This window comes from Roseivivax jejudonensis (genome assembly GCF_900172265.1).
Taxonomy (GTDB): domain Bacteria; phylum Pseudomonadota; class Alphaproteobacteria; order Rhodobacterales; family Rhodobacteraceae; genus Roseivivax; species Roseivivax jejudonensis.
The window spans coordinates 41,325-54,460 of sequence record NZ_FWFK01000001.1 but is presented as its reverse complement, the minus strand read 5'-3'; the positions used below and the strand labels follow the sequence as shown (position 1 = coordinate 54,460).

Below are 13,136 nucleotides of genomic sequence, written 5' to 3'. Positions count from 1 at the left end.
TCCTTCAAAGGCTGTAGGCTTCGTGTGTCGACGGATGGAACAGCTCGTCGACCTGCACGCGGCGCGGCGACAGGCCTTGCGCGTGGTGATAGTCGAGGAAGCGATCGAGAACGTGGGCGTTGTGGGCGACGCCGTATGTCCACGGATCGGCCCCCATCAGTGCCTGCGCGCGGTTCAGGTTGTCTTCCACGAAGGGCATCGTGACCTTCGTCGCGGACGTGTCCTGCAACGCCTCCTGGGCGAGATGCTTGGACTCCGAAAACGCTTTGAGAAGCGCGCCGGGCAGCCATGGATGCGCCTCGGCCAGTGTCCGGCGCACGCCGAGAACGTGCATGATCGGGAAGATCTGCGTCCGGCTGTAATAGTCTTCGGCCGCGGCGACGCTGTCGCGGAAGAGCCGCCCGACATGCGGATGCCCCTCGGCAAAGCAGCGCGGCCAGCGCGGGCCGACGAAGCCGTCGATCTCGCCGGCCTCGAGCATCCCGTTCAGGGTCGCTCCGTCCGGTGCGGCCTCGACGGTCACGTCCTCTGGCAGATCCACCTTGATCTTCTCGGGACGGCCGGGCGTGTCCATCCCGCCGCGCACCCACGTGACATCGGAGGGCTTCACGCCGAAATCGTCCTCGAGGATGCCGCGCACCCAGACATTGGCGGAAAGCTGGTACTCGGCGATGCCGATGCGCTTGCCTTTGAGGTCTTCGGGACGCTCGATGCCCTTGTCGGTGCGGATATAGACCGATGTATGGCGAAACGCCCGGCTGAGAAAAACGGGCACGGCCACGTAGTGCGGCTCTCCGCGCGCGACCGAGATCGAGTAGGACGACAGCGACAATTCCGAGATGTCGAACGCCTGGTGCCGGAACGCGCGAAAGAACATCTCCTCGGGCGACAGGAGCATCGGCACCGGATCCACCCCGTCGATCTTGACGCGGCCGTCGACGATGGGGCGGGTCCGGTCGTAGTTGCCCATCGCGATGGAGAGTGTCAGGTCGGTCAAGCGTGCTCCTCCTCTTGGATCGTTCCACATTGGCGTGTCAGGTCGACCGCGGCGCCGGTCTCGGCCGAGCGCAGGATCGCGTGACAGACCTCCAGGCTCGCGCGTCCCCAGCGTCCGGTCTGGGCCGGGGCGACATCCTCGCGCACCGCTGCGAGCAGCGCGTCGATCACGGTCTTGCGCGGCACAGGGCCGAGCGGGGCCTCGACGAACCGGCGGTCGAAATCGCCGAAGACTTCCACGCCGTCCGGCGTCAGCCGAAGGTCCGCGCGGTCGCACGACACGATGATCGGACCGAAATGCTCGTGATGGTCTGCCTTGGCCGGCTCGGAGCCCGCGCCGTAGGTGCGCGTGGTCTTGAGCCGCGCCTCGGCCTCGGCATCGAGGCCTTCGAGTGCACGCCGCGCCTTCCCGTAGCTCGAAGGCGACTTTTCACCGCCAAGCTCGGCCACGTCGTCCATCCAGATGTCGCTGTCGAAATGCGCGTAGCCGGAATAGGTCAGGGTTGCGAACGCACCGCCCTCGAAGCTCATCAGGGCGGCATAGGCGCCTTCGGTCGGTCGGGCGGGATCCCATGCGCCGGTCATCGCGGTGATCCTGTTGGCCATGCCGCCGCAGAGAAGACGCACGATATCAATCTGGTGCACGCCCTGGCTGAACAGCACGCCACCACCTTCCTCGGTGCGCAGCTCTTCGGGGCGACGCGGGCGGTAGAGGAAATCGGTGTAGTTGAACGCCTGCACCATGCGCACCGCGCCGACCTCTCCGCTGTCGATCATCCGGCGTGCCAGCGCGACCGGTGCATCGAAGCTGTGGCTCGGGCCGACGATCAGGTGGACGCCCGCCGTTTCCGCGGCCGCCACCATCGCGTCGGCATCCTCGAGCGATACTGCGAGCGGCTTGTCCACCAGGATGTGCTTGCCGTGGCGGGCCGCGGCGGCGACATGATCGGCGTGCATCTGGTGGGGCGTTGCCACATAGATCGCCTCGACCTCCGGGTCGGCCGCCAGGTCGTCCACGCTGGCGTGCCCGGTTCCCCCGAACTCGGCCTCGAATGCCGTCCGGCTCTCTTCCCGCGGCGCGGCGGCAGCGACCAGGCGCACGCGCGGATCGGCGCGGAACGTCGGCAGCATCAGCATGAACGCTCGACCCAGCCCGGCCACACCCAGCCGGATCGGATCAGAGGTCAAGAACCAGGTCCCCGTCCTTCGCGCGCGACACGCAGATCATGATGTGATCCGCCTGTTCGTGATCCATCAGCACCATGTCGCGATGATCGACATCGCCCGAGATCAGCTTGGTCTTGCAGGTGCCGCAGGTGCCGCTTTCACAAGAGCTGACGGTCGCCACCCCTTCGTCGCGCAGCGCCTCGAGGATCGAGCGATCCTCCGGCACGGTGACGGTCTTGCCAGACTTCTCCAGTGTCACCTCGAAAGCCTTGTCGTCCTCGCGGACGACTTCCACGGGCTTGAAATCCTCGAAGTTCACGCGGCCCTCGGGCCAGTGACCCGAGATTGCCTCGATCTCTTCCATCAGCGGCTCCGGACCGCAGCAATAGACGCGCATGTTCCGGGGCTCTTCGAAATGGTCCCAGAAGTCGTAGACCTCGTCGGGATCGCCGTTGTCGTGATGCACGGTCAGGCGGTCGCCGAACGCCTCGCGCATGTCCTCGAGATAGGCCGTGTCCGCTTCGCTGCGGCTGCAGTAGATGACGTTGAACGGCTTGTCCTCACGCTTGAGGTGCTGCGCCATGGCGTAGATCGGGGTGACGCCGATGCCGCCGGCGATCAGCAGGTATTCCTTCGCGTCCTTCAGCGGAAAGCTGTTCTCCGGCACCTCGACGCGCAGCTCTTTGCCCTCGGTCGCCTCGTCGTGCATCGACGCTGAGCCGCCGCGGGACTCCGCCTCGCGCTTGACCGCGATCTTGTAGACCTCCGGCGCGCTGCCGTCGTTTACCAGCGAGTACCGGCGCATGGCGCCCGACGGGGTTTCGATGGTCACGTGCGCGCCGGGCTCGAAGCTCGGAAGCTCCACGTCCTCGACCGGCTTCAGGGTGAACTCGCAAATGTGTTCGGTGAGCGCGCGTCGCGCTTCGACACGCATTTTCAGATCATCCATTCCTAGACCTCGTCTCCTCCGCATGGGCGCGCATACAGAACCGCGCCCGGCTTTGTGCGTTCATACTTAGAAGGCTAAGTTTTTGTCAAGGAATGGCAAGGGAACTTCGGCGGGGTGGTGGGGTCCGGCACGACCCGAGCGTGAGATCGCTCTTGTTTTGCAGGCGGCGGAGGGTCCGCTCCGGGCGCCGGATCTTCGCTTGGAATACTTTGGGAGCACGCGTGCTGCCACGCCATCCTGTCGCTGCACGCGCCCCGAAAATATCCCGGAAACGGTGAGGTATGGCGGTGGATGCCGCGCAATCTGACCGGCTGCGGCAAAAAGTTCTAACACTTTCTGCGAGAGACTTGATAACGTTATGCGGGAACATCGCCGGGGGAGGTTCCGTGATGAGCAAGTCCTGTTCGCGATCGCTCCTGCCCTTCGTCGCAAGAACGTTGGTGGCTCTCGGCGCGGTTGCGATCACAGCAGGACAACTCACTGCGCAGGAGGTCAGCTCCGTGCGGTTCGACCCGGGCGCCACGAGCGCGACGATCAACGGAACGATCCGCGGAGACGAGTACCGTGACTACGTCGTGACGGCGCAGGCGGGGCAGGCCATGGTCGTCTCTCTTGCGGTCACCGGGACCAACGGGCACGGCTCGGCCTTCTTCAATATCCTCCCCGCCGGTCTCGACTACGACGGTCTCTATGTCGGAAGCACCGACGTCGACTCGCGCGCAGAGGTGACGATCCCGCGGGACGGAGACTGGGCCATCCGGGTCTATCTCATGGGGAACGATCGCGACGCCGATCGGACCGTCGGGTACTCGATCGACGTGTTTATCGCGCCGAACGGCGCCGGCGCGTCGCAAGCGGCCCGGACCGGCGGAACAGCAACCGTCGTCGGCGTGGCCTCCAACGATGTCCTGAACGTGCGCAGCGGCCCCGGAACGACGTTCGGGATCATCGGCGCGCTTGCGACTGGCGACCCCGTTCGCCGTCTGGGGTGCCAGGACGCGAGCGGCTCTCGCTGGTGCGAGATCGAGATGATGACCGATATGCGGGAGCGCGGCTGGGTCAGTGCCCGCTACCTCTCGGACGGGGGCACGCAGGTCAATCAGACGTCACGCGCGCCGCGGACCGAGCGCGTTCGGTTCGAGCCTGGCACGAACGGCACCGAGTTCACCGATCAGCTCGGCCCCGGCATGTCGGTGACCTACCAGTTCGGTGCAAGTGACGAGCAGGAGATGTACTTCCGCCTCGCCGCCGACACGCCCGCGCTCTCATGGAGGCTCTACACGCCCGACGGCGCGCTTCTCGATCAGGCGACGAGCGCGCGCGAGTATCGCGGCAGTCTGTTCCAATCCGGCGACCACCGGATCGAGGTCACCAATGCCGACAGCGCGATGCATTCGTTCAACGTGATCCTCGGGATCCAGTAAGTCGCAAACCAAACACCAGAAGCGAGGGACAGAATGACCGACTTCATAAAGCTGACCGCGGCGGCCGCCGCACTTGCCCTGCTGGCAGGCTGTGTCGAGGAAACCAGCCAACCCGCTCAGGAGCCTCCGGCACAAGGCATGCCGGCGGTCGGTAGCGCGAGCGACGTGACCTCGTTCGAGGGGGCGCGCGCCGGACAAGCCGAAGGCGGGCTTCGGGCGCTGGGCTACGAATCCATCCGCAGCGAGGGGCTGACGACCTACTGGTTCAATCGCGACACCGGCGCCTGTGCGCGCATCACTACAGACCAGGGCCGGTATTCCGATGTGACCATGGTTCCGGCGGAGGATTGCTGAGATGGTAACGCCAATCTTGAAACGCGTCGCTGCACTCGGGTGTGCAATGCTTCTGTCAGCTTGTGTCGAGGAGGCGGCGGCTCCGTCGCAACCGCGCGCGGTGCCGGGCGACTCGCTCGAGGGGCAGGCGCGCAGCGCGTGCGCGTCGGCTGTGCGGGCAGAAACGGGCAACCCCGACGTGCGTGTGCAACGCTCGTCTTTCTCCGAAGCCGGAACCGAAGTGATCCTTCAGGTCGGTCCGACCGGCACGTGGCGGTGCATCGGGTATCGCGACGGCACGACGGCGGGCATCCAATCCCTCACCGACGAGGGAACGCTCTGATGCAGTGGATTGGCCGGCATGACGTTGCGTGCCGGCCGGTCTCATTGTCGCTTTCTCGCGGCGCCGTGCGCTGCGGAACGCGCCACGCGCCCCCCGGCGCGACGGAGCGTCGGGCTGATGTGTCGGTGCCTGATCCGGATCCTGGCGCTCGACCTTCTCATCGCTGGAACCTACGGATTGATCGGTCAGGAGAGAGATCCTTTCTCCGGCGTCTCGCTGATCCCGCTCGGCATCCCCTGAATCTACATCGCGATACGGCGGGATCGCTGCTCTTCGCGGCAACGCCGCTCGTGAACCTCGCTCTCATTTCAATGGCGTGCGCCCTGATGTCCGCGCGGCGCAGCCACGCCGACCGACCCTGATGAACGCAGGAATAGCCAATGACATTTGACCTTCCGCATATGATAGTGACGGCGATCATCATATTCTGCGTGGTCTGGGTGGTGAACCACACGGGACCCTTCGAAGGGATGACCAAGCAGAAACGATCGCTCGTGCTGTTCGGTATCCTGTTCGTCGTGCTCCTGATCCTCAACATTGTCTGGCCCTACGGGACCACTGCCTGACGGAAGAGGGCACGCCATGGGCAAGATCTTGATCGGATGTGTGGGGCTCTGCGCCGGCGCGGTTATCGGCGCGATCTTCGGTGGCGCCGTCCTCGGGGGCGCGACGACCGGGATCGGCATAGCGACCGGATTGTCGGCCGGCATCTGCTCCACGGTGATCGCGGCCGAAGAGGAGGGTCTTCTCACCGCGGACGAGATCGACCAGGTGCTGAACCGTGCTGCCGCCGATGCGTCGGAGATGGCCGGCACCGACACCGCGGCGCCGGTCGTCGGAAGCCTGGACGAGTGTTCGCAGGTCATGGACCGGATGCGCGCTGCGGCCGCTGAATAAACCCCGCGGTCGTTGCCAAGGCCGGTGTGGGGCGAACCCTTTTGCCGATCATGAGACCCCAGATGGTGACCCGCACAAACCCGTCGCACTCTGACGGTCGTGCCGCGGCGGGACGGGTCGTCTGGCTTGACATCGCCCGGGTCTGCGCGCTCGGCGGCATGGTGATCTTCCATTTTGTCCGGGACCTCGAGGTCTTCGGCCTCCTCGCCCCGGGAACGACCAGCCAGGGTGCGTGGGCGTGGATCGCGCGCCTGATCGCAGGAAGCTTCGTCGGCCTGTCCGGGATCAGCGTCGTGCTGGTCCACGGCCGCGGGTTCCGGGTCCGCGAATGGCTCCGCCACTGCGTGACCGTCACGGCTGCGGCCGTTGCGGTCACTGCCGCAACCTTCGTCGCGGTCCCGGACCGGTTCGTCTATTTCGGCATCCTTCACGCGATCGCGACCTTCGGCGTGCTCGCACCTCTCTGGGTGCGCCTCTCATCCGTCGAGCTCGTCGCCGCGGCTCTCGCGATCCTGCTCTTGCACGGTGTCGCCGGTCGCGCGATTTTCGACGCGCCTTGGATGGCATGGACCGGACTCGGCCGATCCGTCCCGCCCACACTGGACCTGATCCCGGTGGTGCCATGGCTCGCGATCTTCCTGATTGGCATCGCGCTCGGACGGGCGATCGGCGTTGCGCGCTTTGACCGGATGCGGACGCTGCGAGAGATCCCGGTCGTCACGGTGCTCGGTCGCCACAGCCTTGCCGTCTACGTCATCCACCAACCGATCCTGCTCGCCGTTCTTTGGTGCGCCATGGCGCTAACCCGCTGACGACAATGGGCCGGGCTGCAGCGATGCCGCCAGTCGTCGACACACGCCTGAGCCCGGAGCGGGGCGGGGGTAAGGCAGAGCGTGCCGGCCCGCTCTTGCGGAGCCTCGCCGGACCTACCGCCCGAACCTGCGGCCTCGCTTCGATCTGTCGCGCAAGGTCTCGAAAATCAAAGTCGGCGCCGGCCAAGCTTTGCCGCAAAGGCACGCTTCACACCCTAGGGGCGATCCGGTGGCGCATATTCATCTAGTGTAAGATGGCGGAGACGAAGGGATTCGAACCCTCGAGACGGTTTCCCGCCTACTCCCTTAGCAGGGGAGCGCCTTCGACCACTCGGCCACGTCTCCGTCGACCCGTCTACCGGCACGTATCTCGGGAAACAAGGCGGAATGTCTCCGGTTTGAAGGTTTCCCGGGCGGAACGGCGGACTGGATCTCGGGCGGAAGACCGAGCGCTTGGCACCTCGGAGCGACGACGGCGCGATACGAGCCCGAGGTTGGGCCGGGTATCGCGACTGCATGCGCCGGGGATTGCGCCATTCGCGACGACCAGCGCTGCCACCAGAGAGGCGCGACTTCCGAGACCTGTCGCAATGGGGGCGAACGGTCGTCGGGCCGGCGTTCGCTCGCAAGGCAAAACGCGGAAACCCGCTTTGGAGGATGGCTGTCGCCTCGGAGATCGAGGCGCGTCAAGGGCAACGGATAGTCCCGACACGCGCCGGCCTGAGACAGTTTTCGTCGAACGGAATCGGCACTCCCGTGCCAAGCATCCACGGTCGTCCGCGCCAAACGACAGACGCCGCCCGATCGTCGGGTGGCGTCTCGGGCCGAGATCCCCCGGCCGGGAGCGTGACCGCGGCGGCGCGCCTCCGGTCAGCTGCCCCAGGTGCGGATGGGGCCGGAATCGATATGTGTGAACCGCGACCCGTAGCGCCCGACGCCGCCGACCTCGAGCCATTCGGCCAAGTTGGCGATCTGCTCGGGGGGGATGCCCTCGAGACGGATATCCGCCGCCCGCCGCTTCATGTGATAGCTCGTCGACGAGGCTCCCGTGCCGCGGCTCTGTAGCAGGTGCGTCGTGTGCGGCGTGCGGTAGCCCGACAGCAGAATGATCTGCCCGGAATGCCCGTTGCGCTTTGCGGCGTCCGAGATGGCCGCGAGGCTCCAGTAGATCCGGCGGTCGATGTCCGGGGCCTCTTCCTCGCGCCAGTCCCGGAAGAGCCAGTCGAGCCGGTGCAGGGCGCGCCGTCTTTCGCGCCCGTTGGACATGAAGCGCACCGCGACCTGTTCGCCGGTATGGGCGTTCTTCACATCGAGATAGCTGTCCACGTTCGGAAACACCGAGTCGAGTCGCGATCCGGTCCGTCCGGGAGCGGGGAGGGGTTCGTGCCGGCGGCTTCCGCAGCCTGACACGAGGGGAACGGTCAAGCTCGCGCCCATGGCGCAGAGTAGCCCACGCCGGTTGAAGCGGCCCGCGGTCTGGGGTCGTGTGCTCATTGGTTGCCTCATCACTGCTCGGTCCCGTTTTCCGGGATCTCAACGGAGGCGTCGGCTGTCATGCCTCCGATCATGAGAGTGCCGGGGACGGGCGCCGCTGGCAAGGAAATTGGGTATGCGCGGCAAACTATTGGCGCGCCGCGGTTCGGCGGCCACGGGCGTATCACGGTCGGTCCCGGTCGGCTCGGGGCTTGCCGGGTCGCCGGTTTTCGGCGACGTGGCGCCGCGCGGCCGCGAGCCTGCCGGCCGGGGGAACCGCGTCTTGGTGCCGCGCGATGCCCACTTGGGCAGTCCGCGCGAGTGCGGCCAGGACCCTCCAAACAGCTTGAGATACGCTGGTCCTGCGTTCTCCGGGCACCACCCGCGCGACGGCATCGCCAAGGCCCGTGCGATCGCGTAGGGTGCGCGCGGTCCCGCCGGACGGGGGGCGCGTCTGTCCGGTAGACCTGCGATGTATACCGGGGTATACGAACGCCCGACTGGACAAGGGACGAGAGAGACATGGCCGATCCGCACATTCCCGACATCATTTACACCAAGGTCGACGAGGCGCCCGAACTGGCGTCGTTCTCGCTTCTGCCGATCGTCCGCAGCTTCGCAGATGCCGCCGGCGTGTCCGTGGGCCTGCGCGACATCTCGCTTGCCGGCCGCATCGTGGCGACCTTCCCCGATCGCCTGACCGAGGCGCAGCGGCAGGAAGACGATCTCGCCGCGCTCGGGCGCATCGTGAAGGAGCCGAACGCGAACGTCATCAAGCTGCCGAACATCTCGGCGTCGGTGCCGCAACTCGTGGCCGCGGTCAAAGAGCTGCAGGCACAGGGATACGACATCCCCGACTATCCCGAGGCGCCGGAGACCGACGCCGAGAAGGACATCCGCGCGCGCTACGACACGATCAAGGGCTCGGCGGTCAACCCGGTTCTGCGCGAAGGCAATTCCGACCGGCGCGCCGCGGCCGCGGTCAAGAAATACGCGATGGCCAATCCGCATTCGATGGGGTCCTGGGCGCCCGAGAGCAAGACGTGCGTCAGCTCGATGCCCGGTGGCGACTTCTACGAGAACGAGGTGTCGGCGACGTTGTCGGACGCCCAGGCCGGCGCGGCCAAGATCGTGCACGTGGCCGAGGACGGCTCCGAGACGGTCCTGAAGACGGGCGTCGACTACCCGGCGGGAACGGTGGTGGATGCGACCTACATGTCCGCCGCCAAGCTCGACGCCTTCCTGTCCGAACAGATCGAGAAGACAAAGGATGCCGGCATCCTGTTCTCGCTTCACCTCAAGGCGACGATGATGAAGGTCTCGGATCCGATCATCTTCGGCCATGCGGTCAAGGAATTCCTGAAGCCGGTGTTCGACACGTACGGCGACGCGCTGAAGTCGGCCGGCGTGAACCCGAACTCGGGCATCAAGGACCTGATGGCGCGGCTCGACGACACCGGCAAGGGCGACGAGATCCGCGCCGAGATCGAGCGCGTCATGGCCGACCGCCCGCCCATGTACATGGTCGACTCGGGCAAGGGCATCAGCAACCTGCACGTGCCGTCGGACGTCATCATCGACGCGTCCATGCCCGCGGTGATCCGGGCCGGCGGCAAGGGCTGGGGCCCGGACGACGCGCAGCACGACGTCAACTGCGTGATCCCCGACCGCAGCTACGCGCCGGTCTACGACGCGGCGATCGAGTACTTCAAGGAAACCGGTGCGCTCGACCCGCGCACGTCGGGCACGGTCCAGAACATCGGACTGATGGCGCAGAAGGCCGAGGAATACGGCTCGCACCCCACCACGTTCGAGATTCCGGCCAAGGGCACTGTCCGCATGGTGCTGGCCAATGGCGACGTGCTCCATGAGCATGCCGTGGAAGCGGGCGACATCTGGCGCGCGGCGAGCGCCAAGAAAGCGCCGATCGAGGATTGGGTGAAGCTCGCCATCGAGCGCCAGCGCGCCGAGGGATGCGAGGCGATCTTCTGGCTTGACGAGACGCGCGCGCACGATGCCGAACTCATCCGCTTCGTCCGCCCCATCCTCGAGGCAGAGGGCGTGGCCGACAAATTCGAGATCATGGCGCCGCGCGAGGCCACGCGCCGGACGTTGGAGACCATCCGCAAGGGCGAGAACTCGATCGCGATCACCGGCAACGTGCTGCGCGATTACCTGACCGACCTGTTCCCGATCCTCGAGCTCGGCACTTCGGCAAAAATGCTCTCGATCGTGAAACTGATGAACGGCGGCGGTCTGTTCGAGACCGGGGCAGGGGGCTCCGCGCCCAAGCACGTCCAGCAGCTGCAGGAACAGAACCACCTGCGCTGGGACAGCCTCGGCGAGTTCTGCGCGCTGGGCGAAAGCCTGAAGTTCCTCGCCGACCAGACCGGCAACGAAAAGGCTCGGGTGCTCGGCCGCGGGGTCGAGGCCGCCACGCAGGGCGTGCTCGACAACGACCGCTCGCCGTCGCGCAAGGTCGGCCAGCCCGACAACCGCGACAGCCACTTCTGGTTCGCGCTCTACTGGGCCGAGGCGCTGGCGGAGCAGAGCGAGGATTCCGAGATCGCCGACCACTTCAAGCCCATCGCAGAAACGCTTCGCGTGAACGCCGACCAGATCACCCAGGAACTGGCGGAGGCGCAGGGCAACGCTGTGGACCTCGGCGGGTATTATCACCCGGACGCGAAGAAGACCGCGTCGGTCATGCGGCCCTCGGCCACGCTGAACAAGATCATCGGCTGATCACTCGAGCCCGACCGGGTGCCGTGACGGCCCCGCGCACCGCGCGGGGCCGTTCGCGTTTGCACCATTCCCATCGGGCGGATCGGCGCGGCGGTGGGTCCTGTCGGTGCGGTCCTGCCGGGAATATTTTCGGCAAGGACTTGATCTTCGCGCGCCGCGTTCTCAGTCTCACTCCAGTTGCGACTTATTCGCAAGTAAGCGAGCTCGAGGAGACCTGTTCATGCGTGCCCCGATCGTCTTTGCTCTTTGTCTCGGCGTGGTGGCCGGCGGAGCGAACGCCCAGGAGGACCGGCTGAAGGTCGTGACGACCTTCACCGTGATCGCCGACATGGCGCGGAACGTCGCGGGCGACGCGGCCGAAGTGGTATCGGTGACCAAGCCCGGCGCCGAGATCCACGGCTACGAGCCGACGCCGCGCGACATCGTGAGCGCGCAGGATGCGGACCTCATCCTCTGGAACGGGCTGAACCTCGAACTCTGGTTCGAGCAGTTTCTCGGCAATCTCGGGGACGTGCCGTCGGCCACCATCTCCGAGGGCATCGACCCGATCCCGATCTCCGAAGGCGCCTACGAGGGACAATCGAACCCGCATGCCTGGATGGGGCTCGAAAGCGCGCTCGTCTATGTCGACAATATCGCCGACGCGCTGTCGGAGGCGGACCCGGACAATGCCGATACCTACGAGAGCAACGCCGAGGCCTACAAGCAGGAGATCCGCGACACGCTGGAGCCGCTGCGCGAGCGCATCTCCGGCATCCCCGAAGAGCAGCGCTGGCTCGTTACCTGCGAGGGCGCGTTCTCCTATTTCGCGCGCGACTTCGGGCTCAAGGAACTCTACCTCTGGCCCATGAACGCGGACCAGGTCGGCACCCCACAGCAGGTGCGGGCCGTCATCGACGGTGTGCGCGAGCACGACGTGCCCGCGGTATTCTGCGAAAGCACGGTCAGCACCCGGCCGGCGCAGCAGGTCGCACGCGAGACCGGCGCGCGCTACGCAGGTGAAATCTACGTCGACTCGCTGTCTGCGGCGGACGGGCCGGTTCCGACCTATCTCGACCTGTTGCGGGTGACGGCCAGCACCGTGGCCGACGGCCTCGCTCCGGAGGATCCCTCGTGAAGGACGTTGCGGTCACGACGGGCGGGATCGACGCGACGGGGGTGACCGTCACCTATCGCAACGGGCACACCGCGCTTCGCGATGCCTCGTTCTCGATCCCGCAAGGCACCATCACCGCGCTCGTCGGCGTCAACGGGGCCGGCAAATCCACGCTGTTCAAGGCGATCATGGGCTTTCTACCCGTCGCCAAGGGCGACATCCGCCTGCTCGGGATGACGGTGCGAGATGCGCTGTCGCGCAACCTCGTGGCCTACGTCCCGCAATCCGAAGAGGTGGACTGGGCCTTTCCGGTGCTGGTCGAAGACGTTGTCATGATGGGCCGGTACGGTCACATGGGCTTTTTCCGGCGCCCGCGCGACGCGGATCGCGCTGCGGTGGATGCCGCATTGGCACGGGTCAACATGACCGATTTCCGACATCGCCAGATCGGCGAGTTGTCGGGCGGACAGCGCAAGCGTGTGTTCCTCGCCCGGGCTCTTGCGCAGGAAGGGCAGGTGATCCTCCTCGACGAGCCGTTTACCGGGGTGGATGTCAGAACCGAGGAGCAGATCATCGCGCTGTTGCGCGAGCTGCGCGAGGAGGGGCGGGTGATGCTTGTCTCGACCCACAACCTCGGCTCCGTGCCCGAGTTCTGCGATCGCACCGTTCTGGTAAAGGGCACGGTCCTGGCCCACGGCGCGACCGAAGAGGTCTTCACCAAGTCCAATCTCGAGCGCGCCTTTGGCGGCGTCCTGCGGCAGTTCACGCTCGGCGGGAAGGATCTGCATGACGACCACGACGAGGACGCGCGCGCGGTGTCGATCTTCACCGACGACGAACGGCCGCTCGTGCACTACGGCAACCGAGCGCGCACGACCGGAGATGGATCGTGACCGGGGCG

At 66.3% G+C, this 13,136-nt stretch carries 14 protein-coding genes and 1 tRNA gene; 10 read left to right on the top strand and 5 right to left on the bottom strand.

From position 1 onward, the window contains the following. Positions 1-4: 4 nt before the first annotated feature. Genes ROJ8625_RS00295 through ROJ8625_RS00285 form a run of 3 tightly spaced genes read right to left on the bottom strand, consistent with a single transcriptional unit; the run spans position 5 to position 3,112 of the window. The gene (locus ROJ8625_RS00295) at positions 5-997 is read right to left on the bottom strand and encodes an ABC transporter substrate-binding protein (RefSeq protein WP_234984113.1); all 993 of its coding nucleotides are present in this window, start codon (positions 995-997) and stop codon (positions 5-7) included. Next, positions 994-2,184, bottom strand: a complete 1,191-nt coding sequence (locus tag ROJ8625_RS00290) for a Gfo/Idh/MocA family protein (protein WP_085789860.1) — start codon at positions 2,182-2,184, stop codon at positions 994-996. Before ROJ8625_RS00290 ends, ROJ8625_RS00295 begins: the two co-directional genes overlap by 4 nt. Continuing rightward, positions 2,174-3,112, bottom strand: coding sequence for a PDR/VanB family oxidoreductase (locus ROJ8625_RS00285; RefSeq protein ID WP_085789859.1), 939 nt, complete (start codon positions 3,110-3,112; stop codon positions 2,174-2,176). Before ROJ8625_RS00285 ends, ROJ8625_RS00290 begins: the two co-directional genes overlap by 11 nt. 389 nt (positions 3,113-3,501) lie before the next feature. Here ROJ8625_RS00285 and ROJ8625_RS00280 point away from each other — a divergent pair, with 389 nt between their 5' ends. The 7 genes from ROJ8625_RS00280 to ROJ8625_RS00255 all read left to right on the top strand — a co-directional run bounded on the left by ROJ8625_RS00280 (position 3,502) and on the right by ROJ8625_RS00255 (position 6,921). After that, a complete protein-coding gene (locus ROJ8625_RS00280) occupies positions 3,502-4,536 on the top strand; it encodes an SH3 domain-containing protein (protein ID WP_085789858.1) in 1,035 nt (344 codons plus the stop codon). 33 nt (positions 4,537-4,569) lie between these two features. Next, positions 4,570-4,890: a hypothetical protein gene (locus ROJ8625_RS00275; protein ID WP_085789857.1), complete on the top strand. Its 321-nt coding sequence runs from the start codon at positions 4,570-4,572 to the stop codon at positions 4,888-4,890. Between the two features lie 46 nt (positions 4,891-4,936). After that, positions 4,937-5,212, top strand: coding sequence for a hypothetical protein (locus tag ROJ8625_RS00270; RefSeq protein ID WP_085789856.1), 276 nt, complete (start codon positions 4,937-4,939; stop codon positions 5,210-5,212). 117 nt (positions 5,213-5,329) lie between these two features. Further along, the gene (locus ROJ8625_RS21430) at positions 5,330-5,452 is read left to right on the top strand and encodes a hypothetical protein (protein ID WP_268794679.1); all 123 of its coding nucleotides are present in this window, start codon (positions 5,330-5,332) and stop codon (positions 5,450-5,452) included. Positions 5,453-5,592: 140 nt separating this feature from the next. Next, positions 5,593-5,778 carry a hypothetical protein gene (locus tag ROJ8625_RS00265; RefSeq protein WP_085789855.1) on the top strand — a complete coding sequence of 62 codons (186 nt, stop codon included), beginning with the start codon at positions 5,593-5,595 and terminating at the stop codon, positions 5,776-5,778. A 16-nt stretch (positions 5,779-5,794) separates the two neighbouring features. Then, on the top strand, positions 5,795-6,109 hold the full coding sequence (locus tag ROJ8625_RS00260) for a hypothetical protein (RefSeq protein WP_085789854.1): 315 nt from the start codon (positions 5,795-5,797) through the stop codon (positions 6,107-6,109). Positions 6,110-6,171: 62 nt separating this feature from the next. Beyond that, positions 6,172-6,921, top strand: coding sequence for a heparan-alpha-glucosaminide N-acetyltransferase (locus ROJ8625_RS00255; protein WP_085789853.1), 750 nt, complete (start codon positions 6,172-6,174; stop codon positions 6,919-6,921). Positions 6,922-7,176: 255 nt separating this feature from the next. Here ROJ8625_RS00255 and ROJ8625_RS00250 read toward each other — a convergent pair. After that, positions 7,177-7,266 (bottom strand) — tRNA-Ser (locus tag ROJ8625_RS00250). 525 nt (positions 7,267-7,791) lie between these two features. Next, on the bottom strand, positions 7,792-8,259 hold the full coding sequence (locus ROJ8625_RS00245; RefSeq protein WP_159456676.1) for a YcbK family protein: 468 nt from the start codon (positions 8,257-8,259) through the stop codon (positions 7,792-7,794). 657 nt (positions 8,260-8,916) lie between these two features. On the opposite strand from ROJ8625_RS00245, the gene ROJ8625_RS00240 reads away from it, so the two are divergent. The 3 genes from ROJ8625_RS00240 (at position 8,917) to ROJ8625_RS00230 (ending at position 13,128) form a co-directional block, all read left to right on the top strand. Then, complete coding sequence (locus ROJ8625_RS00240) at positions 8,917-11,139, top strand: NADP-dependent isocitrate dehydrogenase (protein WP_085789851.1); 2,223 nt, start codon at positions 8,917-8,919, stop codon at positions 11,137-11,139. A 220-nt stretch (positions 11,140-11,359) separates the two neighbouring features. After that, a complete protein-coding gene (locus ROJ8625_RS00235; RefSeq protein WP_085789850.1) occupies positions 11,360-12,256 on the top strand; it encodes a metal ABC transporter substrate-binding protein in 897 nt (298 codons plus the stop codon). Continuing rightward, entirely contained in the window at positions 12,253-13,128 is an 876-nt protein-coding gene (locus ROJ8625_RS00230; protein ID WP_085789849.1) for a manganese/iron ABC transporter ATP-binding protein, read from the top strand. Before ROJ8625_RS00235 ends, ROJ8625_RS00230 begins: the two co-directional genes overlap by 4 nt. The last annotated feature ends 8 nt before the right edge of the window (positions 13,129-13,136 follow it).